24 protein-coding genes and 1 tRNA gene are annotated in these 24,922 nt (G+C 64.8%); 3 read left to right on the top strand and 22 right to left on the bottom strand.

All coding sequences use genetic code 11. From position 1 onward, the window contains the following. Nucleotides 1-2: 2 nt before the first annotated feature. Nucleotides 3-1,508: a sugar ABC transporter ATP-binding protein gene (locus ACQR2C_RS26035; protein ID WP_316181338.1), complete on the top strand. Its 1,506-nt coding sequence runs from the start codon at nt 3-5 to the stop codon at nt 1,506-1,508. A gap of 10 nt (nt 1,509-1,518) precedes the next feature. Continuing rightward, on the top strand, nt 1,519-2,556 hold the full coding sequence (locus ACQR2C_RS26040; RefSeq protein ID WP_315799708.1) for an ABC transporter permease: 1,038 nt from the start codon (nt 1,519-1,521) through the stop codon (nt 2,554-2,556). 284 nt (nt 2,557-2,840) lie between these two features. Here the strand turns inward: ACQR2C_RS26040 and mtnK are convergent, their stop codons facing one another. From mtnK to ACQR2C_RS26145, 21 genes are all read right to left on the bottom strand, one after another. Continuing rightward, nucleotides 2,841-4,142, bottom strand: coding sequence for an S-methyl-5-thioribose kinase (gene mtnK, locus ACQR2C_RS26045; RefSeq protein ID WP_434882425.1), 1,302 nt, complete (start codon nt 4,140-4,142; stop codon nt 2,841-2,843). Nucleotides 4,143-4,243: 101 nt separating this feature from the next. Further along, on the bottom strand, nt 4,244-4,519 hold the full coding sequence (locus ACQR2C_RS26050; protein WP_315799707.1) for a DUF1467 family protein: 276 nt from the start codon (nt 4,517-4,519) through the stop codon (nt 4,244-4,246). 15 nt (nt 4,520-4,534) lie between these two features. Then, the gene (gene mce, locus ACQR2C_RS26055) at nt 4,535-4,939 is read right to left on the bottom strand and encodes a methylmalonyl-CoA epimerase (RefSeq protein WP_316181340.1); all 405 of its coding nucleotides are present in this window, start codon (nt 4,937-4,939) and stop codon (nt 4,535-4,537) included. A 46-nt stretch (nt 4,940-4,985) separates the two neighbouring features. Further along, nucleotides 4,986-6,656 carry a ribonuclease J gene (locus ACQR2C_RS26060; RefSeq protein ID WP_315799705.1) on the bottom strand — a complete coding sequence of 557 codons (1,671 nt, stop codon included), beginning with the start codon at nt 6,654-6,656 and terminating at the stop codon, nt 4,986-4,988. Continuing rightward, a complete protein-coding gene (locus ACQR2C_RS26065) occupies nt 6,657-7,460 on the bottom strand; it encodes a biotin--[acetyl-CoA-carboxylase] ligase (RefSeq protein WP_315799704.1) in 804 nt (267 codons plus the stop codon). Next, entirely contained in the window at nt 7,461-8,888 is a 1,428-nt protein-coding gene (gene nuoN / locus ACQR2C_RS26070) for an NADH-quinone oxidoreductase subunit NuoN (RefSeq protein WP_316237401.1), read from the bottom strand. 28 nt (nt 8,889-8,916) lie between these two features. Further along, on the bottom strand, nt 8,917-10,425 hold the full coding sequence (locus ACQR2C_RS26075; protein WP_316217858.1) for an NADH-quinone oxidoreductase subunit M: 1,509 nt from the start codon (nt 10,423-10,425) through the stop codon (nt 8,917-8,919). Then, entirely contained in the window at nt 10,422-12,503 is a 2,082-nt protein-coding gene (gene nuoL / locus ACQR2C_RS26080) for an NADH-quinone oxidoreductase subunit L (RefSeq protein WP_434882426.1), read from the bottom strand. Before nuoL ends, ACQR2C_RS26075 begins: the two co-directional genes overlap by 4 nt. A gap of 65 nt (nt 12,504-12,568) precedes the next feature. Further along, nucleotides 12,569-12,877 carry an NADH-quinone oxidoreductase subunit NuoK gene (gene nuoK, locus ACQR2C_RS26085; RefSeq protein WP_006611001.1) on the bottom strand — a complete coding sequence of 103 codons (309 nt, stop codon included), beginning with the start codon at nt 12,875-12,877 and terminating at the stop codon, nt 12,569-12,571. After that, the gene (locus ACQR2C_RS26090) at nt 12,874-13,512 is read right to left on the bottom strand and encodes an NADH-quinone oxidoreductase subunit J (protein WP_015666525.1); all 639 of its coding nucleotides are present in this window, start codon (nt 13,510-13,512) and stop codon (nt 12,874-12,876) included. The genes nuoK and ACQR2C_RS26090 overlap by 4 nt, the downstream gene beginning before the upstream one ends. A 9-nt stretch (nt 13,513-13,521) precedes the next feature. After that, nucleotides 13,522-14,010 carry an NADH-quinone oxidoreductase subunit NuoI gene (nuoI, locus tag ACQR2C_RS26095; RefSeq protein ID WP_006611003.1) on the bottom strand — a complete coding sequence of 163 codons (489 nt, stop codon included), beginning with the start codon at nt 14,008-14,010 and terminating at the stop codon, nt 13,522-13,524. A gap of 7 nt (nt 14,011-14,017) precedes the next feature. Further along, a complete protein-coding gene (gene nuoH, locus ACQR2C_RS26100; protein WP_315799700.1) occupies nt 14,018-15,088 on the bottom strand; it encodes an NADH-quinone oxidoreductase subunit NuoH in 1,071 nt (356 codons plus the stop codon). A gap of 10 nt (nt 15,089-15,098) precedes the next feature. Beyond that, nucleotides 15,099-17,168: an NADH-quinone oxidoreductase subunit NuoG gene (gene nuoG / locus ACQR2C_RS26105; protein WP_434882427.1), complete on the bottom strand. Its 2,070-nt coding sequence runs from the start codon at nt 17,166-17,168 to the stop codon at nt 15,099-15,101. A gap of 97 nt (nt 17,169-17,265) precedes the next feature. Then, complete coding sequence (gene nuoF, locus ACQR2C_RS26110) at nt 17,266-18,591, bottom strand: NADH-quinone oxidoreductase subunit NuoF (RefSeq protein WP_316181348.1); 1,326 nt, start codon at nt 18,589-18,591, stop codon at nt 17,266-17,268. A gap of 19 nt (nt 18,592-18,610) precedes the next feature. Then, nucleotides 18,611-18,826, bottom strand: coding sequence for a hypothetical protein (locus ACQR2C_RS26115; RefSeq protein ID WP_315799697.1), 216 nt, complete (start codon nt 18,824-18,826; stop codon nt 18,611-18,613). Further along, nucleotides 18,823-19,434 carry an NADH-quinone oxidoreductase subunit NuoE gene (nuoE, locus tag ACQR2C_RS26120; protein WP_315799696.1) on the bottom strand — a complete coding sequence of 204 codons (612 nt, stop codon included), beginning with the start codon at nt 19,432-19,434 and terminating at the stop codon, nt 18,823-18,825. Before nuoE ends, ACQR2C_RS26115 begins: the two co-directional genes overlap by 4 nt. Before the next feature lie 14 nt (nt 19,435-19,448). Further along, entirely contained in the window at nt 19,449-20,408 is a 960-nt protein-coding gene (locus ACQR2C_RS26125) for an FkbM family methyltransferase (RefSeq protein WP_434882428.1), read from the bottom strand. Then, nucleotides 20,408-21,604 (bottom strand): NADH-quinone oxidoreductase subunit D, encoded by a 1,197-nt coding sequence (locus ACQR2C_RS26130; RefSeq protein ID WP_315711546.1) that lies wholly within the window; start codon nt 21,602-21,604, stop codon nt 20,408-20,410. Before ACQR2C_RS26130 ends, ACQR2C_RS26125 begins: the two co-directional genes overlap by 1 nt. Nucleotides 21,605-21,618: 14 nt before the next feature. Continuing rightward, complete coding sequence (locus ACQR2C_RS26135) at nt 21,619-22,224, bottom strand: NADH-quinone oxidoreductase subunit C (RefSeq protein WP_315799694.1); 606 nt, start codon at nt 22,222-22,224, stop codon at nt 21,619-21,621. Between the two features lie 12 nt (nt 22,225-22,236). Beyond that, nucleotides 22,237-22,821 (bottom strand): NuoB/complex I 20 kDa subunit family protein, encoded by a 585-nt coding sequence (locus ACQR2C_RS26140; RefSeq protein ID WP_315800415.1) that lies wholly within the window; start codon nt 22,819-22,821, stop codon nt 22,237-22,239. Beyond that, nucleotides 22,818-23,183: an NADH-quinone oxidoreductase subunit A gene (locus tag ACQR2C_RS26145; RefSeq protein ID WP_008964559.1), complete on the bottom strand. Its 366-nt coding sequence runs from the start codon at nt 23,181-23,183 to the stop codon at nt 22,818-22,820. The genes ACQR2C_RS26140 and ACQR2C_RS26145 overlap by 4 nt, the downstream gene beginning before the upstream one ends. 590 nt (nt 23,184-23,773) lie before the next feature. Here ACQR2C_RS26145 and ACQR2C_RS26150 point away from each other — a divergent pair. Continuing rightward, complete coding sequence (locus ACQR2C_RS26150; protein ID WP_315799693.1) at nt 23,774-23,971, top strand: hypothetical protein; 198 nt, start codon at nt 23,774-23,776, stop codon at nt 23,969-23,971. A 192-nt stretch (nt 23,972-24,163) separates the two neighbouring features. Here ACQR2C_RS26150 and ACQR2C_RS26155 read toward each other — a convergent pair. Continuing rightward, nucleotides 24,164-24,240, bottom strand: a tRNA-Asp gene (locus ACQR2C_RS26155). Nucleotides 24,241-24,922 lie beyond the last annotated feature (682 nt).

A 24,922-nucleotide genomic window follows, 5' to 3' on the forward strand; every position in this document is an offset into this window, starting at 1 on the left:
CCATGTCGAACAGCCGCCCGCCGCTTCTGGAACTGCAGGACATCACCAAGTCGTTCGGCGGCGTCACCGCGTTGCGCGGCGTCGACTTCACGCTTCGCCCCGGCGAGATCCATGGTCTCGTCGGGGAGAACGGCGCCGGCAAGAGCACGCTGATGAAGATCATCGCCGGCGTGCATACCGGATTCTCCGGCCGCTTCCTGCTCGACGGCCGCGAGGTTCACTTCAACTCTGCCCGGGATGCCCGTGCAGCCGGCATCGCCATGGTCCATCAGGAGCTGAGCGTCGCCCCGGATCTCACGGTGGCCGAGAACGTGTTTCTCGGCAACCAGCCGACCAATGCGCTGGGCATCGTGCAGTGGCGCCGGATGGCGCGCGAGGCCGCCGAGCAGCTCAAGCGCCTTGGCATCGACGCCGATCCGATGAGCCGGCTCGGCGATCTCCCGATCGGCGTGCAGCAGCTGATCGAGATCGCGCGCGTGCTGTTCTCCGGCGCCCGCATCATCATCCTGGACGAGCCGACCTCGGCGCTGTCGCCGCCCGAAGTCGAGCGGCTGTTCGCGGCGCTGCGCAAGCTACGCGAGCAAGGCACGGGGATCATCTTCATCTCGCACTTTATCGAGGACATCCTGCTGATCTCCGACGAGGTCACGGTGTTCCGCAATGGCCGCAAGATCATGGAGACGCGTGCCGCGGACACCAGCAAGGCCGCGCTGATCGAGGCCATGATCGGCAAGGGACGCGATGCGCTGGAGGACAGCTACACCCACGACATCACCCTGCCCGCGCCCACGGCCGGCAAGCCCGTGGTCGTCGAAGCCGACGGCCTGTCGCTGGCGCGCAATCTGAAGCGCGTCTCGTTCGCCGTGCGCGCCGGCGAGGTGCTCGGCATCTACGGCTTCATGGGCTGCGGCCAGCTCGAGCTGGCGCGGATCCTGTTCGGCAAACTCGCACCCGACGCCGGCGAGTTGCGCATCGCCGGCCAGCGCAACCGCTTCAAGAGCACGGCGGATGCGCGCCGCGCCGGCATCGCCTTCGTGCCGGAGAGCCGCCGCGACATGCTGTTCCTGCAGGAGCCCGTCTACAAGAACGTCTCGATCAGCATCCTCGACCGCATCAACGCGGTGCTGCTGAAGCCCGCACACGAGCGCGCGCTCGCGAAGCGCCAGGTCGAGCAGTTGCAGATCCGGCCTGCCGATGTCGAGATCGACCTCGGCCTGCTCTCCGGCGGCAACCAGCAGAAGGTGGCGCTCGCCAAATGGCTCAGCCATCCGCCGCGGCTCCTGGTGTTGTGCGAACCGACGCGAGGCATGGATGTCGGCGCCAAGAGCGACGTCATCCAGATCGTGCGGCAGCTGCGCGACCAGGGCATCGCCGTGATCGTGCTCTCGACCGAGCCGGAGACCGTGCTGTCGCTGGCCGATCGCGTCATCGTGCTCAAGCGCGGCGAGGTCGTGCGCGAATTCGCCGGCGAGACCATCAGCAAAGACCGTCTGCTCGAGGCGGCGTAGGGAGATTGTCATGGCGCATGGCGAGACCGTTCCGATGCCGGAGGCGCAGCCGCGGCGCGCCGGCGGGGTCGCAGCGCTGCTGCGCTCACAGATGCGCAACATCGCGCCGTTCCTGACGCTGATCTTCCTCACCGCGTTCTTCGCGATCGCAAGCCCATCTTTCGCAACGCTCGACAATGTCGGCAACATCCTGACCCAGGTATCGGTCACCGGCATCATTGCGGTGGGCCTCACCTTCGTCATCCTGTGCGCGGAGATCGACCTGTCGATCGCCGCCATCGCCAACGTCACCGGCATCGCCGTGGCCTACTTCACCCTGCAGGAGTCCTACGTCAACATCGCCAACCTGCCGATGCCCGGCTTTGCCGCGATCCTGCTCGCGCTGGCGCTGTGCGCGCTGCTCGGCGTGGTCAACGCCTTCGGCCTGACCGTGATCGGCATTCCCTCGTTCATCATGACGCTCGCGATGATGCAGATCGCCGCAGGCATCTCGGCGATGCTGGTGCGCGGCCAGATCGCCTACAAGGTCCCGCCCATCATCACGACGCTCGGTTCAGGCTCGATCGCGGGCGTGCCCTGGATCGTGATCGTGGCGGCGCTGATGCTGCTGCTCGGGCACCTCGTGCTGACCTACACGCGGTTCGGCCGCTACGTCTACATGGTCGGCGGCAACCGCGAGGCGGCGGAATATTCCGGCCTGAACGTCAAGCTCATCCTCGGCAGCGTGATGGTGATTTCGGCGGTGTGCTCCGGGATCGGCGGCATGCTCGGCGTGGCGCATTTCGGCAGCGCGCAGCAGAACGAGTTCGACACCTACCTGCTGGACTCGATCGCCGCCGTCGTGGTCGGCGGCACCAGCCTGTTCGGCGGCCGCGGCGGCATCGGCAACACCATCGTCGGCCTGTTCGTGCTCGGCGTCCTCAACAACGGCCTCGACCACGTCAACATCGACAGCTTCCTGAAAATCCTGATCCGCGGCCTGATCCTGCTGGCGGCACTGGTGATCAACGTCTACGCACAACGGCTGCGCGCCAAGGCGGCGGACTAACTGGGATGCCGTAGGGTGGGCAAAGCCGCCGCCCCAGGGCGGCAGCGTGCCCACCGTCCATCAGCAAGCTTGGTGCGAAAATGGTGGGCGCGGCGCGGGAAAGAACGAGGCCGAGCTGATGCATCGCGGCGCGCCTTTGCCAACCCTACGCACCTGCTTCCATCATTGCGAGCGAAGTGACATGTCCGCCGAAGGCGTAGGCGGAAGCAATCCAGGGCGTCACGCGCGCCTCCGGATTGCTTCGTCGCTTCGCTTCTCGCGGTGACGGCAGCCTCTGTCGAGGTCTAGAACCCCGGCTGCCAATGACGCAGCTCGCGCGCGGCCTTCGTTACCGTGTCGATCGACGTAAACGATGCCGTCTCAAGCATCAGCGTCCGCGCGAGCCGCAGCGCCCTCGCCTCACACACCGCGCGCTGCTTGGCATCCTCGATCAGCTCGAAGTCGATGTTGTGCGCGAGACCCAGGATGCGGCGGATGATCTTCGCCGCCGTGAAGCCGACGGCATCCTGGAACAATCCGGCCATGTATGCCTGACGCTCCGTCTCCAGCCGTGCCGCTCCCGCCTCGCCCGGAAACAGCGACGGCGGATAGGCATCACCGGTCGCCTCACTCCGCCACAGTGCCAGGAACTTGTCGACAAACCCGGTCCAGACTTCATCGACAGTCGCAAGCACCCAGCTTTCGAAGGCGTCCCTACTACCGCGCTCCTGCTCATGTCCTTCGGAGGCGAAATACGCCATCAGCAAATTGGCCAGCACGGCACCGACGTCAAAACCCATCGGGCCGTAGAAGGCGAATTCCGGATCGATCACCCGGGTCTCGGTATTCGTCACCATGATCGATCCCGTGTGCAGATCGCCATGGATCAGCGCCTCGGCGCATGACAGGAATTTCAGCTTGAGCCGGGAGATCGCGACGTGCAGATCGAGATCGGCACGGATCTCGGCGGCCGTGGCGTCGAGCCACGGTGACGTCCAGCGATTCTGCTCGGCGATGCGATAGGGGTCGGTGAAGATCAGGTCCTCGGTGATCTTGCACAGCGCATGATTGCCGGCAAAGCTCGCAATCGCATCCTTCTTCGCGGCGGCAGACAGCGCGAGGTCGGACGAGAAGAACAGCGTCCGCGCCATGAAGGTCGTGATGTGATCGACGAAGGCCGGGTAGATCGTGCCCGCGACCAGTCCCCTGCGCATGATGATGTGCGGCTCGAGCAGCTCCATCGCCGTCAGCGCCAGCGCCGGATCATGGTGAATGATGGCCGGCACGAGGCCGGGGCCAAGGCGGTTCTGATACGTCAGCGCCAGATGCTCATAGTGGGCGCGTGACAGCGGCAGCGGCCAACTCTCGCCGACCAGCCGCACGTAAGGCAACGCCTGCTTCACTGCGAGTCCGCCGGACGATCCCTTGACGATGAAGACCAGGTTGAGGTTGCCATCGCCGACCTCGGTGATCGACCAGCGCTCAGCCGATCCGCCGAGTTGCCCTGCGACCGAAGGAATCCCCGCGAGATGGTTTCGAAGATCAATCTCGTTCAGAATGCGATAGCCCGATGGCGTCCCGTTCCGGGCCTCGGCCGATGTCATCACGCGCAACCTCCCTGTCGGTCTTGTTTTGACCTCCTATAGCAAAAAAGCCGACGCGCGTCCGCGCATCGGCTTCGAGAGGACGTTGTGCGATGCGAGCGCGGCTAGAACGGAATTCCCATCAGCCGTGACAGCCGCTCGATGCTGAGATAGCCGGCCTGATAGGCCAGGAGCGCCAGGCCGAACACGACCGCCGACAACAGCGTGGTCCAGATCAAGCGGCGCCCCATCAGGCTGATGGTCGGCGCGCCGGGATCGGTGCCGGGCGAACCGCCGCCCGTCTCGTGCTGGCTACGCACGCCGAACGGCAGGGTCACGAACAGCATGACCCACCACAGCACGAAGTAGATCGCAAGCCAGGTTGAGATGATGTAGGCCATGATTGCCCCCGCTGCTCAGGCCTGCTCGATCTCGACGAGCGCGCCGGAAAAATCCTTCGGATGCAGGAACAGCACCGGCTTGCCATGGGCGCCGATCTTCGGCTGGCCGTCGCCGAGCACGCGGGCGCCCTCCTTGATCAGCGTGTCGCGCGAGGCGATGATGTCGGCCACCTCGTAGCAGACGTGATGGATGCCGCCATCCGCATTGCGCTCGAGAAATTTGGCGATCGGTGACGCCTCGCCCAGCGGCTGGATGAACTCGATCTTGGTGTTGGGCAAGGTCACAAACACGGTGATCACGCCATGCTCCGGCAGCGGCACCGCGGGGGAGATCTCGGCACCGAACGCCGCGCCATAAATCCTGGCAGCCTTTTCGGCGTCCTTGACCGCGATGGCGACGTGGTTGAGCCGGCCCAGCATGACATCCTCCACTTTTTCTTTTGAACGGCCGTTCTGTTGGCCCGCGTCAGACTTCCAAGACATGGACGAGGCAGATCGGCTTCTTGCCCCACTGCTCGTTCACCGTCGAGCGCACCGCCCGCCGCACGGATTCCGCCGCGGCATCGGGATCACGACGCCGCGCGCGTGGCAGTCCTTCGAAGGTCGAGACGACCGCGTCGAACACGATGTCGTCCATCGCCTCGCCTGCCGCATTCTTCTCGGGGATGCCGACCATGTCGACTTCGGGATCGTCGGCCAGCTCGCCCTTCTCGGTGATGGCGAGCGCGACGAAGATGCAGCCGGCAAAGGCCATCTTGCGGCGCTCGACCACGGCGCGCGATTTCGAGTCCTCGACGATGCTGCCGTCCTTGTAGAGCCGTCCCGCCGGCAGTTCGTCGATGATCCCGGGATCACCGGGGCCGAGCTTGACCAGGTCGCCGTTGCGGCAGGTGATCACCTTCGGCACGCCGCAGGCGCGCGCCAGCCTCGCATGCTCATGCAGATGCAACGCTTCGCCATGCACGGGGATCAGGAGCTGCGGCCGCGTCCACGCGATCATGTCGCGCAGCTCGTCGCGGCGCGGATGGCCGGAGACATGAACCAGATGGTTGCGGTCGGTGATGATCTCGATGCCCTGCTGCACCAGCCCGTTGATGACGGCACCGACCGCCTTCTCGTTGCCGGGAATGGTGCGCGACGAGAAGATGACGGTGTCGCCCTTGTTCAGCGTCACCAACGGATGGTCGTCATTGGCGATGCGCGCCAGCGCGGCGCGCGGCTCGCCCTGGCTGCCGGTGCACAGCGCCAGCACCTTGTCCGCGGGGAAGTGGCCGTAGAGATCCATGCCGCGGAAGTTCTGCACGCCGTCGAGATAGCCGGTTTCGCGCGCGACCTGGACCACCCGCTCCATGGCGCGGCCGACGATGACGACCTCGCGCTCCGCCTCACGCGCTGCCTCGGCGACAGCGCGGATGCGCGCGACGTTGGAGGCAAAGGTGGTGACGGCGACGCGGCCCTTCGCTTCCTTAACCAAAGCCGCGATCGTCTTGGCGACTTCGGCCTCGGACGGCGAGCGTCCCTCGCGCACCGCGTTGGTGGAGTCGCCGATCAGCGCCAGCAGCCCGGCGTCGCCGAGCTCGCGCAGCCGCTTCTCATCGGTCGGCGCACCCAGCACCGGCGTCGGATCGATCTTCCAGTCGCCGGTGTGCAGGACGGTACCGACCTCGGTATGGATCGCCAGCGCATGCGATTCCGGAATCGAATGCGCGACGGGGATGAACTCGACGTTGAACGGACCGATATCGACGCGGCCGCCGGAAGGAATCACCTTGACCGGAATCTTGGCCGGCAGGCGCTCGGCCTCGCACTTGGCCTCGAACAAAGCGGCGCTGAACTTGGTCGCGTAGATCGGGCATTTCAGCCGCGGCCACAGGTCGATGATCGCGCCGAAATGGTCCTCATGCGCATGGGTCAGCACGAGACCGACGAGGTTGTTGCGCTCTTTCTCCAGGAAAGCGACGTCGGGCATGATCAGGTCGATGCCCGGCAGATGCTCCTCGTCGCCGAAGGAGACGCCGAGATCGATCGCGAGCCAGGACCGCTGGTGGCGGTTGCCGAGGCCGTAGATCGACAGGTTCATGCCGATCTCGCCGACGCCGCCGAGCGGTGCAAAAGTCAGTTCGTCGGGACGTGCCATCTAGACCGCTCCTTGGGAGGCGACCGAGCCGAAATGAACATCGCCTGCCGTGATCGGCTCCAATCGTCCCTCCGCGGTCCGCACCAGCATACAACCCTGTTCGTCGATCGTGTCGAAAATCCCCTCGATGATAGCATGTCCGGACCTGATGGCGACGGGCTGCCCGAGGCCGGCCGCCCGCTCCAGCCAGAGCCGGCGAATATCACCGAAGCCCCGGCCCTCGTTCCAGATGCCGAAATATTCGACCCAGGCGTCAGACAAGGCCGCGAACAAATCCTCGGCAGCCACCTGGATGCCGAGGTCCGCCAACGAGACCGCCGGTGTCGGGGTATCCGGCGGCGCCGCCACCACGTTGGTTCCGATGCCGGCAACCACGGCGAGCCCGCCAGCCACCTGCTCCGCTTCGAGCAGCATGCCGACGATCTTGCGGCCGTCGGCCAACACGTCGTTGGGCCATTTCAACGCAAAGGCCACGCCGCCTCCGGACCGCAGCGCAGCCTCGAGGCTCACCTGGCGCAACGCGGCCTCGATGGCCAGGCCCGCGGCGAAGCCGAGGGTGGCGGCCACGGCGGGAGCCACGTTCAGCACTTCGAGCACGCTCGAGGCCAGATTGCCGCGCGGCGCGATCCACGGACGCTGGCGACGGCCGCGCCCGGCCGTCTGCTCCGACGTGACGAACCAGCACCGCGCCTTGCCGCCCTCTCTGGCCGACTTCAGCGCCTCGACGTTGGTCGACCCCGCCTGATCGAACGTGACGAGCCCGTAACCTGCCGCAGCGGCACGGGACCCGAGAGCAAACGCCATCTAGAACAGCGACTTCGCCGCGGCCGCAGCCGCGCTGACCAGCGGGCCGGGATAGGCGAAGAACAGGATGTTGAAGATGCCGGAGATCGCGAGCACCGTGCGCAGCTCGATCCTGACCGGATCGAGCGTCGGCAGCGGCTCGTCGAAATACATCGTCTTGACGATGAGCAGATAATAATAGGCGCCGACCACGCTGGTCAGCACGCCGATCACCGACAGCGTGAACAGCCCGCCCTTGATGGCGGCGACGAACACGTACCATTTCGCGAAGAAGCCCGCGAGCGGCGGAACGCCGGCCAGCGAGAACAGCAGCATCGCGAAGAAGAAGGCGAGCAGCGGATTGGTGCGCGACAGCCCCGAGAAATCGCTGATCTTCTCGAACGACTGGCCGTTCCGCTTGATCGCCATGATCACCGCGAAGGAGCCGAGCGTCATCGCGACATAGATCGCGATGTAGGTCAGCACGCCCTGCGCGCCCTCGACCGTGCCTGCGGCGAGGCCGACCAGCGCGAAGCCCATATGGCCGATCGACGAATAGGCCATCAGGCGCTTGATGTTGGTCTGTCCGATCGCGGCGAACGAGCCGAGCGCCATCGAGGCGATCGAGACGAACACGATGATCTGCTGCCATTGGAAGGTGATGCCCGGGAACGCCGTCAGCGCGACGCGCGCGAACACGGCGATCGCCGCGACCTTGGGCGCGGAGGCGAAGAACGCCGTCACCGGGGTGGGCGCGCCCTCATAGACGTCCGGCGTCCACATGTGGAACGGCACCGCCGAGACCTTGAAGCACATGCCGGCGAACAGGAAGACGAGGCCGAAAATGATGCCGACGCTGCCGGTCTTGGTGGCAGCCGCGATCCCGGCAAAGCTCACCGTGCCGGTGAAGCCGTAGATCAGCGAGGCACCATAGAGCAGCATGCCCGACGACAGCGCACCGAGCACGAAGTACTTCAGGCCGGCCTCGGTCGACTTGACGTTGTCACGATGGCTGGCCGCGACGACGTAGAGCGCGAGCGACATCAGCTCGAGACCCAGATACAGCGAGATCAGGTCGCCGGCCGAGATCAGGACAAGCATGCCCAAGGTCGAGAGCAGCACCAGGATTGCATATTCGAAGATGCGGCGGTCCGGCTTGGACAAGAATTCCGCCGACATCACCAAAGTCGCGATCGAGCCGATGATCGCCAGGATCTTCAGGAAGCGCGCGTAGCTGTCAGCGATGAAGCTGCCGCCGAAGGCCTGGCCGCCCGGCTGCCTGAAGACGAGGATGCCGACCACGATCAGCAGAGCAACCGCCAGCCAGGTGACGAGCCCCGTCGTCCCCTGCCCGCGAAACGCGCCCAGCATCAACAGCGCCATGGCCCCCACGGCCAACAGCAGCTCCGGCAGCACCACCCAAAGCTGAGGCCCAAGATTCTCGATCATCGTCTCTGTCCCGACCCCAAGGGTCTCATCATTGGAGCAGCGCGGCGGCCTTCACGGCCGTCACGGCGGTATTGTAGTTGGTGACGAGCTGCTGCACCGACGCCGCCGACATGTCGAGGATCGGCTTCGGATAGACACCGAACAGGATGGTCAGCGCCACCAGCGGAAATAGGATCACGCCTTCACGCAGCGTGAGGTCCTTGATGCTGGCGAGCGACGGCTTGGTCAGCGCACCGAACACCACCTTGCGGTACAGCCACAGCGCATAGGCTGCCGACAGGATGACACCGAAGGTCGCGAAGAACGCGGTCGGGATCGACACCTTGAAGGTGCCGAGCAGGGTCATGAACTCGCCGACGAAGCCGGAGGTGCCGGGCAGGCCGACATTGGCCATCGTGAACACCATGAACACCAGCGCGTAGACCGGCATCCGATTGACGAGGCCACCATAGGCCGCGATCTCGCGGGTGTGCATCCGGTCGTAGACGACGCCGACGCAGAGGAATAGCGCGCCGGAGACAATGCCGTGCGAGATCATCTGGAACACGCCGCCCGCGACGCCCTGCATGGTGCCGGCGAAGATGCCCATCGTCACGAAGCCCATATGCGCCACCGACGAGTAGGCAATGAGCTTCTTGATGTCCTCCTGCATCAGCGCGACCAGCGAGGTGTAGATGATCGCGATGGCCGAGAGTGTCCACACCAGCGGCGCGAAGTCGTGCGAGGCCAGCGGGAACATCGGCAGCGAGAAGCGCAGGAAGCCGTAGCCGCCCATCTTCAGGAGGATCGCGGCCAGGATCACGGAGCCCGCCGTCGGCGCCTCGACATGCGCGTCCGGCAGCCAGGTATGAACCGGCCACATCGGCATCTTCACCGCAAAGGAGGCGAAGAAGGCCAGCCATGCCCAGGTCTGCAGGTTACGCGGCACCACGGTGTGCATCAGCGTCGGGATGTCGGTGGTCCCTGCGTTCCAGTACAGCGCCATGATGGCGAGCAGCATCAGCACCGAGCCGAGCAGCGTGTACAGGAAGAACTTGAACGAGGCATAGACCCGACGCGGACCACCCCAGACGCCGATGATCAGGAACATCGGGATCAGGCCGCCCTCGAAGAACAGGTAGAACAGCACGAGGTCGAGGGCCGAGAACGTGCCGACCATCAGCGTTTCCAGGATCAGGAACGCCATCATGTATTCGCGCAGGCGGTTGGTGACCGACTTCCAGCTCGCCACGATGCAGAACGGCATCAAGGCGGTGGTCAGGATCACGAACGGCAGCGAGATGCCGTCGACACCCATGTGATAGCTGATGCCGGCCGCCAGCCAGTTCGACTTCTCCACGAACTGGAAGTCGGTCTGTCCGGGATCGAAGCGCAGCACCAGGATCACCGACACCGCAAAGGTGATCAGCGTGGTCCACAGCGCGATCCAGCGCGCATTGCGCCGGGCCGCCTCGTCGTCGCCGCGGACCAGATAGATCAGCAGCGCGCCGACGATCGGCAGGAAGGTGACGACGGAGAGAATTGGCCAGGTGGTCATTGCTGGCCCCCCATGAACATGAACCAGGTGATCAGGCCGGCGACGCCGATCAGCATGGCAAAGGCGTAATGATAGAGGTACCCGGTCTGGATCTTGACGACGTTGCGCGTGATGTCGAGCACCCGCGCCGAGACACCGTCCGGACCGAATCCGTCGATGACGAAGCCGTCGCCCTTCTTCCAGAGGAAGCGGCCGAGCCACTTCGCCGGACGAACGAAGATCAAATCATACAGCTCGTCGAAGTACCACTTGTTGAGCAGGAACCTGTAGAGCAGCGGCTGCTGCGCGGCGAGCTCCTCCGGGATGTCCGGACGTCTGACGTAGAAGAAGTAGGAGACCACAAATCCCAGCACCATCATGACGAAGGGAAGCTGAGCGAGCCAGGCCGGCATGTGCTCCATGTCTTCGAGGATGTGCGGGTTCATCTTCAGGGACTCGCCGAAGAAGTGCTCGACGCCATGAGGATCGGTGAACACGCCCTTGAACGGGAGCCCGGCCAGGATCGAGCCGGCCGCGAGCACGCCGATCGGGATCAGCATCCAGATCGGGCTCTCATGCGCGGCATCATAATGATGCTGATCGTGCGGCGTGCCGAAGAAAGTCTTGAACACCAGGCGCCAGGAATAGAACGAGGTCAGGCCGGCGGCGACAATGGTGAGGAAATACGCGTAGGTCGCGAACGGATTGTGCGCGGCGTATGCAGCCTCGATGATCGCATCCTTGGAGAAGAAGCCGGCGAAGCCGGGGAAGCCGGTGAGCGCGAGCGTACCGACCGTCATCACCGCGAAGGTGTACGGGATCTTGCGCCACAGGCCGCCCATGTTGCGGATGTCCTGCTCGTGGTGCATCGCGTAGATCACCGAGCCGGAGCCCAAGAACAGCAGCGCCTTGAAGAAGGCATGCGTGAACAGATGGAACATGCCGACCGAGTAGGCCCCTGCTCCCATCGCCACGAACATGTAGCCGAGCTGCGAGCAGGTCGAGTAGGCGACGATGCGCTTGATGTCGTTCTGCACGAGGCCGACGGTCGCTGCGAACAACGCCGTGGTCGCGCCGAAGAACATCACGACGGCCTGCGCGTTCGGCGCGAGCTCGAACAGCGGCGACAGGCGCGCCACCATGAACACGCCGGCGGTGACCATGGTCGCGGCGTGGATCAGCGCAGAGACCGGGGTCGGACCTTCCATCGCGTCCGGCAGCCAGGTGTGCAGCAGGAACTGCGCCGACTTGCCCATCGCGCCCATGAACAGCAGCAGGCAGGTCAAGGTCAGCGCGTCGGCGTGCCAGCCGAGGAAGTTGATCGTCGCCTTGCCAGCCAAGCTCGGCGCGGCGGCGAAGATCGTCTCGAAGTCGGTCGACTTCGTCAGCAGGAAGATCGCGAAGATGCCGAGCGCGAAGCCGAAGTCGCCGACGCGGTTGACGACGAAGGCCTTGATCGCGGCCGCGTTGGCCGACGGCTTCTGGAACCAGAAGCCGATCAGCAGGTAGCTGGCGAGACCGACGCCCTCCCAGCCGAAGAACAGCTGCACGAGGTTGTTCGCGGTCACCAGCATCAGCATCGCGAAGGTGAACAGCGACAGATAGGCGAAGAAGCGCGGACGGTTCGGATCCTCGTCCATGTAGCCGATCGAATACAGATGCACGAGCGAGGACACGCTGGTCACCACGACCAGCATGATGGCCGTCAGCGTATCGACGCGCAGCGCCCAGGAGACCTGCAACTCGCCGGAATTGATCCAGGGCAAGAGCTCCTTCACCCCGGCCTCGTGATGCATGAAGCCGACGCTGATCAGCATCGCCCAGGACAGGCCGGCCGAGACGAACAGCAGCGCGGTGGTGATCGCCTGCGCGGCCCAGGTGCCGGCCGCGGGCGGCTCTGCGACGTGATGATCATCGTGTCCGTGGCCGTGATCATCATGCGCATGCGCGTGCGCGTCGGCGGCGCCGTGGTGATGGCCGTCATCGTGATGATGCTCGACCACATCGCCGCTCGGATGGCGTCCATGCGCCCCCAGCAGCGCGATCAGGCCGGCCAGGATCGCGCCGAGCAGCGGCAGAAAGACAATGGCCTGGATCATTCGCCCATCCCCTTACGCATGACCTTGCCGGCAAGCCGGCCCCCATCTGTGCGGATCATGCGTCCTTAGCCCTTCATCAGATTGACGTCTTCAACCGCAATCGAGCCGCGGTTGCGGAAGTAGACCACCAGCACGGCAAGGCCGATCGCGGCTTCCGCCGCCGCAACGGTCAGGACCAGCAGCGCGAACACCTGGCCGACGATGTCGCCGAGGAAGGTCGAGAACGCCACCAGGTTGATGTTGACCGCGAGCAGGATCAGCTCGACCGACATCAGGATGACGATGATGTTCTTGCGGTTCAGGAAGATGCCGAGGATGCCGAGCGTGAACAGCATCGCCGCCACGGCGAGGTAGTGTCCCAGTCCGATGGTCATTTCACCCACTCCGCGGCATCCGTGTCCTGCAGCCCCTGCCCGACCGCGACCTTGCGCACCGCCATCGCCATCTCCGGCGTGCGCGCGTTCTGGACGTTGATGTCCTGGCGCTTCACGCTGGCCTTGTGGCGCAGGGTCAGCACGATCGCGCCGATCATCGCCACCAGCAGGATCATGCCCGACAGCTGGAAGTAATGGATGTACTTCGTATAGAGCACCAGGCCGAGCGCCTCGGTGTTGGTGACGTTGGTCGGGATCGCCGCCGTGATCGCCTTCGGCGTCGTCGGGTTGATGACCCAGTACGACACCGTCAGCAGCAGCTCGAACAGGAAGATGCCGCCGATGACGAGGCCGATCGGCATGTATTGCAGGAATCCCTCGCGCAGCTCGGTGAAGTCCACGTCGAGCATCATGATCACGAACAGGAACAGCACCGCGACCGCGCCGACATAGACGACGACCAGGATCATCGCCAGGAACTCGGCGCCCATCAGCACGAACAGGCCTGAAGCATTGACGAAGGCGAGGATCAAATAGAGCACCGAATGAACGGGGTTCTTCGAGACGATCACCATCACCGCGGAGGCCACGCAGACCGCCGCGAACAGGTAGAAGAAGAGCGCAGGAAGGATCATCGGACGGCCTCAGCGGTACGGCGCGTCGAGCGCGATGGCTTTGGAGATCTCGCGCTCCCAGCGGTCGCCGTTCGCGAGCAGCTTGGCCTTGTCATAGTAAAGCTCCTCGCGGGTCTCGGTCGCGAACTCGAAGTTCGGCCCCTCGACGATGGCGTCCACCGGACAGGCTTCCTGACACAGGCCGCAATAGATGCACTTCACCATGTCGATGTCGTAGCGCACCGTGCGACGGGTGCCGTCGTTGCGGCGCGGGCCGGCCTCGATCGTGATCGCCTGCGCCGGGCACACGGCCTCGCACAGCTTGCAGGCGATGCAGCGCTCCTCGCCATTGGGATAGCGGCGCAGCGCATGCTCACCGCGAAAGCGCGGCGAGATCGGGCCCTTCTCGAACGGATAGTTCAGGGTCGGCTTCGGCTGGAAGAAGTAGCGCATCGCGAGGAAGAACGCGGAGACGAACTCCTGCAGCAGCAGCGACCGTGCGGTGGCGGAGATGTTCATGACAGCCTCATTTCGGCGCGATGCCGGCGAATTGCAGCACGCCCGCGACGATCACCACCATGGCCAGCGACAGCGGCAGGAACACTTTCCAGCCAAGGCGCATCAACTGGTCGTAGCGGTAGCGCGGCACGATCGCTTTCGCCATCGCGATCAGGAAGAACATGAAGAACAGCTTGAGCGAGAACCAGATGACGCCCGGCACCCAGTTGAACGGCGGCAGATCGATCGGCGGCAGCCAACCGCCCAAGAACAGGATCGTGGCCAGCGCGCACATCGTGGTGATCGCGACATACTCGCCGAGCATGAACAAGAGATACGGCGTCGAGCCGTATTCGACCATGAAGCCGGCGACGAGCTCGGATTCAGCTTCGACCAGGTCGAAGGGCGGGCGGTTGGTCTCGGCGAGCGCCGAGACGTAGAACACCACGAACATCGGGAACAGCGGCCAGACGTACCAGTTCAGGATCGTCAGCTGCGGCAGGCCGATCAGGCTCGCAAGCCCGCGGGCGTGCTGCGCCTCGACCACCGCCGACAGATTCAGGGTGCCGGCGCAGAGCAGCACGGTGATGATCACGAAGCCGATCGAGACCTCGTAGGACACCATCTGCGCCGCCGAGCGCAGCGCCGCCAGGAACGGATACTTCGAGTTCGACGACCAGCCGGCCATGATGATGCCGTAGATCGACAGCGACGAGATCGCGAAGATGAAGAGGATGCCGACATTGATGTCGGCGATCGCCCAGCCGAGATTGGTCGGGATCACCGCCCACGCCGCCAGCGCCAGCACGCAGGACACCAGCGGCGCCAGCAGGAACACGCCCTTGTTGGCGCCGGCCGGAATGATCGGCTCCTTGAGCACGAACTTCAAGAGGTCGGCGAACGACTGGAACAGGCCCCAGGGCCCGACCACGTTCGGACCCCTGCGGATCTGCACCGCCGCCCAGATCTTGCGGTCGGCCAGCAGGATGTAGGCGATCGCGACCAGGAGGACGACGAGCAGCAGCACGCTCTGCGCGATCATGATGATCAGCGGCCAGAGGAAACCGGTCCAGAATGAGCTCGCAAAGAAATCAGCCATCAGGTCACGCTCACTCCGCTGCCGTCAGCATCTGCCCGGAGGCCAGGCGGGAGCATTCCGCCATGACTGCCGAGGCACGCGCGATCGGGTTGGTGAGATAGAAGTCATCGATGACAGGCTTGAACGGCGCCTTCTCGAGGCTGCCGCCCTTGCCCGCCAGGGTCTTGATGTCGGCGATCTTGCCCGCCTCGATCTGGTCGATCCGGCCGAGATACGGCACGGCCTTGATGATCGCAGCGCGCAAGCCGGCCAGCGAGTCGTAGCCGAGCTTCCTGCCGAGCACGTCGGACAGCGCCCGGATGATCGCCCAGTCCTCGCGTGCCTCGCCCGGCGGGAATGACGCCCGGCCCGTCATCTGCACCCGGCCCTCGGTGTTGACGAAGAGACCCGACTTCTCGGTGTACGCGGCGCCCGGCAGGATGACGTCGGCGCGATGCGCGCCACGGTCGCCATGGGTGCCGATGTAGACAGTGAACACGCCCTCGGGCACCTCGACCTCGTCGGCGCCCAGCAGGAACATCACGTCCATGGTGCCGAAGGTCGTCATCTGCGCAGCCGTCAGGCCGGTGCCGTTGAAGCCGATGTCGAGCGCGCCGACCCGCGACGCGGTGTCGTGCAGCACGGCAAAACCGTTCCAGTCGTCGCGCACGGCGTTGACGTCCATCGCGATCTTGGCCGCGAGCGACAGGATCGCCGCGCCATCGTGACGCGCGACCGCGCCGGCGCCGACCAGCACGATCGGATTCTTGGCGTTGCGGAACGTGGTCGCAAACGAGTGCTTGCCCGCGGCGACGTCGCTCAGGGAGTCCGTGCCCGCGCCAATGTGCTCATAGGCATAGGTGAGATCGGCCTTCGGGCCGACCACGCCGACCTTGAGCTGACCCGACCGCCAGCGCTTGCGGATGCGGGCGTTGAGCACGGCCGCTTCCTTGCGCGGATTGGCGCCAACGATCAGGATCGCGTCGGCCTGCTCGATGCCGGCGATGGTCGGATTGAACAGATAGGATGCGCGGCCGAGCTTGGCATCGAAGCTGTCACCGCCCTGCACGGCGACGTTGGTCGAGCCGAGCTTGGCGAGCAGATCCTTGAGCGCGAACATCTCTTCGACCGCGGCGAGATCGCCGGCGATGGCGCCGATGCGCTTGCCGTCGATGCGCGACAGCTTGGCGGCAATCGCCTTGAATGCCTCAGGCCAGGAGGCGGCGCGCAGCTTGCCATCCTCGCGAACGTAGGGACGATCGAGCCGCTGCGTGCGCAGGCCGTCGACGACATGGCGGGTCTTGTCGGAGATCCACTCCTCGTTCACGGAGTCATTGATGCGCGGCAGGATGCGCATCACCTCGCGGCCGCGGGTGTCGACCCGGATCGCTGAGCCCACGCCGTCCATGACGTCTATCGACTGCGTCTTGCCGAGCTCCCAGGGCCGCGCCGCGAAAGCATAGGGCTTGGAGGTCAGCGCGCCCACCGGGCAGATGTCGACCAGATTGCCCTGCAGCTCCGAGCTCAGCGCCTGCTCGAGATAGGTCGTGATCTCCATGTCCTCGCCGCGGCCGATCGCGCCCATTTCCGGCACGCCGCAGACTTCCGCCGAGAAGCGGACGCAGCGCGTGCACTGGATGCAGCGGTTCATCGAGGTCTTGACCAATGCGCCGAGATATTTGTCCTCGACGGCGCGCTTGTTCTCGGCGAAGCGGCTGGTGTCGACACCATAGCCCATCGCCTGGTCCTGCAGGTCGCACTCGCCGCCCTGGTCGCAGATCGGACAGTCCAGCGGATGGTTGATCAGAAGGAATTCCATCACGCCTTCGCGCGCCTTCTTGACCATCGGCGACCGCGTCGAGATCTCCGGCGGCTCGCCCTTCGGGCCCGGCCGGCAGTCGCGCACGCCCCAGGCGCAGCTCGCGACCGGCTTCGGTCCGCCCTTCACCTCGACGAGGCACATCCGGCAGTTACCGGCGATCGACAGCCGCTCATGATAGCAGAAGCGCGGGATCTCGGCGCCCGCCGCCTCGCACGCCTGCAACAGCGTGTACTCCGGCGGCACATCGATCTCTTTGCCATCGATGATGATCTTGGTCATAGCCTCACATCTCTCTCAAACCACGGACCGCCGCGCTGCGCACCGTGAGGGCGCGAGCGCGGGGGAAAACCTTGCTGGCGGACCGGACCGCCATCGCCTACTCCGCCGCCACCATGTGCGCGGGATCGCGCACGCCGACGTCGTCGACATCGGCCTTGTGCGAATACTGATCGATGCGCGCTTCGATCTCGTGACGGAAATGCGTGATCAGGCCCTGGATCGGCCAGGCCGCGGCGTCACCGAGCGCGCAGATCGTGTGTCCCTCGATCTGCTTGGTGACCTCCAGCAGCATGTCGATCTCGCGCTTGTGCGCCCGGCCCTCGGCCATGCGGGTCAGCACGCGCCACATCCAGCCGGTGCCTTCGCGGCACGGCGTGCACTGGCCACAGCTCTCATGCTTGTAGAAATAGGAGATGCGCGCGATCGCCCGGATCAGGTCGGTCGACTTGTCCATCACGATCACGGCCGCGGTGCCGAGGCCGGAGCGCAGCTTCGACAGGCTGTCGAAATCCATCGGCGTATCGATGATCTGCTCGGCCGGCACCATGCGCACGGACGAGCCGCCGGGGATGACCGCCTTCAGATTGTCCCAGCCGCCACGGATGCCGCCGCAATGCTTCTCGATCAGCTCGCGGAACGGGATGCCCATCGCCTCTTCGACGTTGCAAGGCCGCTCGACGTGACCGGAGATGCAGAACAGTTTTGTGCCGACATTGTTCGGACGGCCGATGCCGGCGAACCACGCGGCGCCGCGGCGCAGGATGGTCGGCGCCACCGCGATCGACTCGACATTGTTCACCGTGGTCGGGCAGCCGTAGAGGCCGACGTTGGCCGGGAATGGCGGCTTCAGCCGCGGCTGGCCCTTCTTGCCCTCCAGGCTCTCGAGCAGCGCCGTTTCTTCGCCGCAGATATAGGCGCCGGCGCCGTGGGCGACGTAGAGATCGAACGGCCACCCGTGGATGTTGTTCTTGCCGATCAGGTTGGCCTCATAGGCCTGGTCGATCGCCGCCTGCAGCCGTTCGCGCTCGCGGATGAACTCGCCGCGCACATAGATGTAGCAGGCATGCGCGTTCATCGCGAAGCTGGCGAGCAGGCAGCCCTCGACGAGATGATGCGGATCGTGCCGCATGATCTCGCGATCCTTGCAGGTGCCGGGCTCGGACTCGTCGGCGTTGACCACGAGATAGCTCGGCCGGCCGTCGGTCGATTCCTTCGGCATGAACGACCATTTCAGGCCGGTCGGGAAGCCGGCGCCGCCGCGGCCGCGCAGGCCCGACGCCTTCATCTCGTTGATGATCCAATCACGGCCCTTCTCGATCAGGCCCTTGGTGCCGTCCCAGCTGCCACGCCGGCGAGCGCCTTCGAGGCCCCAATCGTGCAGGCCGTAGAGGTTGGTGAAGATGCGGTCCTTGTCGTCGAGCATCAGACGGCTTCCTCGAAAATCAGCGGTTCGACTGCATGGTGGCGATGAAGGCGGCACAGCCGCCGAACACCAAGGCCCACAGCAGACTGGACTCCAGCGTCGCGTTGAGCGCGAACCGCTGCAGCACGAAAATGAAAGCGGCGGCAGCAAGCGTATGCAGCGCCACGTAGCGCCAGTTCTTCATCGCGGCGCCCTCTTCCGTCAGGGCCGCAACGCGGGTGCGATCGCGGCTCATGTCTTCTCCTTCAGCGTGGTCGGCCCACCTGCCGGCGCCGAGAACTGGCGGCCGTTCTGCGGGCCGGGCGTCGGCAGATTGCCGGTCGCGAAGCCGTCCAGCACCTTGCCGAAGCTCTCCGGCGTCAGGTCCTCATAGGTGTCCTTCCAGATCTGCACCATCGGCGCATTCACGCAGGCGCCCAGGCACTCGACCTCTTCCCAGCTGAAGTCGCCGTCCTTCGACAGGTGGAAGGGATCATGATGGATACGATGCTTGCAGACCTCGATCAGCTCTTCGGCGCCGCGCAGCCGACACGGCGTGGTGCCGCACACCTGCACATGCGCCTTCTTCCCGACCGGCTGGAGCTGGAACATGGTGTAGAAGGTCGCGACCTCGAGCACGCGGATATAGGGCATCCCGAGCATGTCGGCGACGACGCGGATCGCAGCCTCCGACACCCAGCCGTCGTGCTGCTCCTGGGCCCGCCACAAGATCGCAATCACCGCCGAGGCCTGGCGGCCTTCCGGATATTTCGCGATCTGCGCTTTGGCGAAGGCAAGGTTCTCGTCCGTGAACGCAAAGCTCGCGGGCTGAACTTCCTTCGGGGCAAGACGGCGGACGGACATGGCTCTTCAATCTTTCATTGCATGCGGCGCGCGGCGTCTGCATTGAGCGCTGCGACGCGATTCTGCCAGAAGGCACTTGCAGTTCCGAACACGTTATAGCCGACGTGGGCGGAAGCCTTGATGCGGTCGAGGATCGACAGCTCCGTCACGATCTCGAAGCGGCCGCTCGCGGGGTCGTAGACCATCAGCTGCATCGGCGTCTGATCGAGGATGTAGCGCGACACCGTATGGTTGCGGTCCTGGCCGTGCTCCTCGCACAGGATCATGCTGTCGGTCGCCAGCAGCCGCGCGCCGCCCTTGATCGCCTCGATCTCGACGCCCTCGACGTCGAGCTTGATGAGGTACTTGCCGGACGCGGCGACCTTGCCGTCGTCGATCAGATCGTCGAGCGCCATCACCGGCACCCGCTCGCCGTCGGCGACGCCGCCCGCAATGCTGAAGGCCTCGTGCTTGGTGCCAGTCAAATAGGCCGTGCCGCGGCTGGCGCCGATCGCGCACTTCATCACCTCGAAGCGGCCGGCATTGATCCGGGCGTTGTTGGCGAGCTTGGCGAAGTTGGCCGAGGACGGCTCGATCGCGATCGCCTCGTGCGCACCGTAGGGCGCGCTCGAGACCAGCACCGACCAGTAGCCGTAATTGGCCCCGCCATCGATGAAGGTGTAGTCGACATCGACAGTGCCGAGAAACAGGATCTCGAGCTCGTCCTCGTAGTGATAGTCGCGGTTGAGCAGCTTGCTCCAGTAGCCGTCGCCATAGGGAAACTCGAACACGGCGTCCGGGTTGAGCTTCACCGCGATATCGCGTTCGGGCAGCGCCAGGCGCAACAGGTTGGCGCAACGGTTGTAGCCGCGATGCGAGAAATGCGACGAGATCTTCGAGCCGGTCGACAGCGCCAATGCAGCCGTGCGCTCCCAGAGGTTCGCTCCTTCGAGCGCTCCGGACGCACGATCGAACTGGATCGGCGCATGGCCCATCAGCGGTCCACCTCTCCGAACACGATGTCGAGCGAGCCCAGGATGGCCGAGACGTCGGCGAGCAGATGGCCGCGGCAGATGAAGTCCATCGCCTGCAGATGCGCGAAACCCGGAGCGCGGATCTTGCACTTGTACGGCTTGTTGGTGCCGTCGGCGACGAGGTAGACCCCGAACTCGCCCTTCGGCGCCTCGACCGCCGCATAGATCTCGCCAGCGGGGACGTGCACGCCCTCGGTATAGAGCTTGAAGTGGTGGATCAGCGCTTCCATCGAGCGCTTCATCTCGCCACGGCGCGGCGGCGCGATCTTGTTGTCGGTGATCATCACCGGGCCCTGCCCGTCCGGTGCACGCAGCTTCTGGATGCACTGCTTCATGATACGCACCGACTGGCGCATCTCTTCCATGCGGATCAGATAGCGGTCGTAGCAGTCGCCGTTCTTGCCGATCGGAACGTCGAACTCCATCTCGGCGTAGACGTCATAGGGCTGCGACTTGCGCAGGTCCCAGGCCGCGCCCGAGCCGCGCACCATCACGCCCGAGAAGCCCCACTCCCAGGCCTGCTTCAGGGTGACGACGCCGATGTCGACGTTGCGCTGCTTGAAGATGCGGTTTCCGGTGAGGAGCCGGTCGAGATCGTCGACCACCTTCAGGAACGGATCGCAGAATGCGTCGATGTCGTCGATCAGCTTCGGCGGCAGGTCCTGGTGGACGCCACCGATGCGGAAGTAGTTGGCGTGCATGCGCGAGCCGGAGGCGCGCTCATAGAACACCATCAGCTTCTCGCGCTCCTCGAAGCCCCACAGCGGCGGGGTCAGCGCGCCGACGTCCATCGCCTGGGTGGTGACGTTGAGCAGGTGCGACAGCAGCCGTCCGATCTCGGAGTAGAGCACGCGGATCAGCTGGCCGCGGCGCGGCACCTCGATTCCGAGCAGGCGCTCGGCCGCGAGGCAGAACGCATGCTCCTGATTCATCGGCGCGACGTAGTCGAGCCGATCGAAATAGGGCATCGCCTGCATGTAGGTCTTGGTCTCGATCAGCTTCTCGGTGCCGCGATGCAGCAGGCCGATATGCGGATCGACGCGCTCGACCACCTCGCCGTCCAGCTCCAGCACCAGGCGCAGCACACCGTGCGCCGCCGGATGCTGCGGGCCGAAATTGATCGTGAAGTTGCGGAGGGCCGGGCTCTGCTCGTTCATGCTCGCGCTCCCACTCACTTATTCGCTTTCTCGTCGCCCGGCAGCGGATAGTCCGCGCCTTCCCAGGGCGACAGGAAATCGAACTTGCGGAATTCCTGGTTGAGCCTGACCGGCTCGTAGATCACCCGCTTCTCCTGGTCGTCGTAGCGCACCTCGACGAACCCCGTCGTCGGGAAGTCCTTGCGCAGCGGATGGCCGTCGAAGCCGTAGTCCGTCAGCAGGCGGCGCATGTCGGGGTGGCCGACAAAGATCACGCCGTAGAGGTCGTAGGCCTCGCGCTCGAACCAATCGGCGCCCGGAAAGACATCGATCAGCGACGGCACCTGCGTGGTCTCGTCGGCCTCGGCCTTGAGCCGGATGCGCGCGTTCAGCGTCGGTGACAGGAAGTGGTAGACGACATCGAAACGCTTGGCGCGCTCGGGATAGTCGACCGCCGTGATGTCGGTGATGTTGACGAAGCGGAGAGCCGGATCGTCGCGCAGATGTGTCACGACCTCGACGATCCGGGCGGGCTCCACATTCACCGTGAGCTGATTGAAAGCGACCGTATGGCCGATCGCGGCGCCCGGGAGCGCGCTTACGATCGTCTGCCCAAGGGCGTCGAGCCTGCCGTCGTCCATAACGAAAAACCTTCAGCGTTCGATGGTGCCGGTGCGCCGGATCTTCTTCTGCAGCAGCAGCACACCGTACAGCAGCGCTTCGGCGGTCGGCGGACAGCCGGGCACATAGATGTCAATGGGAACGATGCGGTCGCAGCCGCGGACCACCGAATAGGAATAGTGATAGTAGCCGCCGCCATTGGCGCACGACCCCATCGAGATGACGTAGCGCGGCTCCGGCATCTGGTCGTAGACCTTGCGCAGCGCCGGCGCCATCTTGTTGGTCAGCGTGCCGGCGACGATCATCACGTCGGACTGGCGCGGCGAGGCACGCGGCGCGAAGCCGAAGCGCTCGACATCGTAGCGCGGCATCGAGACCTGCATCATCTCGACGGCGCAGCAGGCCAGGCCGAACGTCATCCACATCAGGGAGCCGGTGCGGGCCCAGGTGATGAGATCGTCAGCGGTGGCAACGAAGAATCCCTTGTCCGACAGCTCGGACCTGACCTCGAGGAAATACGGGTCGTTGGCACCGATCGGCCTGCCGGTCGCGGGATCGAGAATGCCCTTCGGGGCCGGAGCGATCGCCGGCCCGGTCGAGGACGTGGTCGGGCTCAATCCCATTCAAGCGCGCCTTTCTTCCATTCGTAGGCAAACCCGACCGTCAGCACGGCCAGGAACACCAGCATCGACCAGAAGCCGGCCGCGCCGAGCTTGCCGAATGCGACTGCCCAGGGGAACAGGAAGGCGACTTCGAGGTCGAAGATGATGAAAAGGATGGCAACCAGATAGAAGCGGACGTCGAACTTCATACGGGCGTCGTCGAACGCATTGAAGCCGCACTCGTAGGCGGAGAGCTTCTCGGGATCGGGCTGCTGGTAGGCGACCAGGAACGGCGCGATCAGCAGCACCACCCCGATGATGGCTGCGACACCTATGAAAACGACGAGGGGGAGATAGTTCTGAAGGATGCCGGTCATCGGCGCCACTTTCCTCTGCGGTTTCGGTGCAAACCGCAGACTCGTTGCATTGGAATTGGTCGAAGCCTTAGCGCAGCGCACCAAGCCGCGCAAGACGAGCCGTCTCGCTGTCGTCATCCCTCCCCACATTGCGGAAACCGGGACACACCGAGCAACGGCGCCGCGGATGACGCGTGCAGGAGCCGCATTGCAGACCCGCAGCATTACGGTGCCGCACGGTCCACCGCAGGATGCTGAGGCGATCAGCAATCGCGAGGACGCACGGCGTTGTGCGCAGGCTGGGCTGGTCGGAGACGGATGCGGATCAGCGTTCGATCGGGCGATCCAAACGAGGCGACTGGACCGTCGCCCGATAGGCTTCCGTTACCGCGGGAAATGGTCACGAAGGGCCGCCGGATCAAGATCATCCGCGGCCGCCGTCGATGCCGGCACCGCCGCGCGCAGTCAGCCCCGGCCGCATACTCCCGATTGCCGCCGCGGCGGCTGCAACCGATGAAACCATTTTGAGGAAACGAAGAAACCGGATCGAAACAAAGCAGGGGTACATGTCCAGGCAACAAAGTGGCGCTCTGAGACGCCGGGAGGCTGACATGAACCACTCGCTGCATTCCGCAGACCGATCGACCCATCTGAAGATCGTCGCCGTTGCCCTGATCGCCGGCATCGCCGTGACCGCTTTCGGCATAGCGACCCGCGCCAACGTCGACTACAGCCAGACGGCATCGCACGTCGTGAAGGCCGGCAAGCCGGTGACCATGACGAGTTCCAGCGACTCGATGGTCCGCTGAGGCCACTGTCCGCTGCCATCTGACAGTATTCGCAGGCCACCCGCCGGGTGGCCTTTTTCATGCCCGGTCGGAAAATTGGCGACGGAGCACTTGCAGTCGGCGGGGCATCAGGTCGTAGGCGGGAAGAGATCGCGCGGGAGTGCCGCTTGCGCCAGCGGACGGATCAGATCGAAAGCTAAGCCATTGAAAACATGGCGCGAGAGACGGGGCTCGAACCCGCGACCTCCGGCGTGACAGGCCGGCGCTCTAACCAACTGAGCTACTCCCGCGTGATCGCGAAATCCGCGGAGGAGTGCGACTTAAAGGGGCGATGTTTCGAAGTCAAGGACAATGAACCGAGAGCTGTGCGAAGTCATTGATGAGGGGTCCATGCAGCACGCCCGGTCTCCTTGTCTGGGCCGAGCAGCCGACGTCAATCGCTGCACGATGATGGGCCATCCCACGTCTCTCCCTCCGGACCTCGGCACCCCTGCCCCGCGGCCGTGGCGGTCGCTTCGCGAAGACGTCGCAGGCCGGATATGGCAAAATGGGCGCCAAGTCCGACCAGGCATACTTTCGACCGGGCATATTGAAATTTCCGGCCGCCGTCCCGGTCGAGGCGCACGGGCTGACCAGGAAGCGAGTGAGAGGAGATTCCTCGCGGACGCCGCCCACGAATCGCCCGGCACCTGTGCGAGCAAGCTGAGCTTCGAATCGCCGGAGGCGGTATCCTGCAGATGGAGCTCAATCCTGCCGTCGGCGAAGCGGTGCTGATCAACGCCGGCCGCGAAACGTCGTATTCCGCAGCACGGGAGCTGGCGGACGTTCTTTGATCAGAGCTGAAACCATTGATAACCTGCCGCTCTTGGTATCTGGCATGCAATAACTGATATATTAGTATACTGATACCTCCGGCAACCTCTCTCTCTCTCTCTCTCTCTCTCTCTCTCTCTCTCTCTCTCTCTCTCTCTC

Origin of the sequence: Bradyrhizobium sp. HKCCYLRH3061 (assembly GCF_051168015.1) — a bacterium.
Lineage (GTDB): Bacteria > Pseudomonadota > Alphaproteobacteria > Rhizobiales > Xanthobacteraceae > Bradyrhizobium.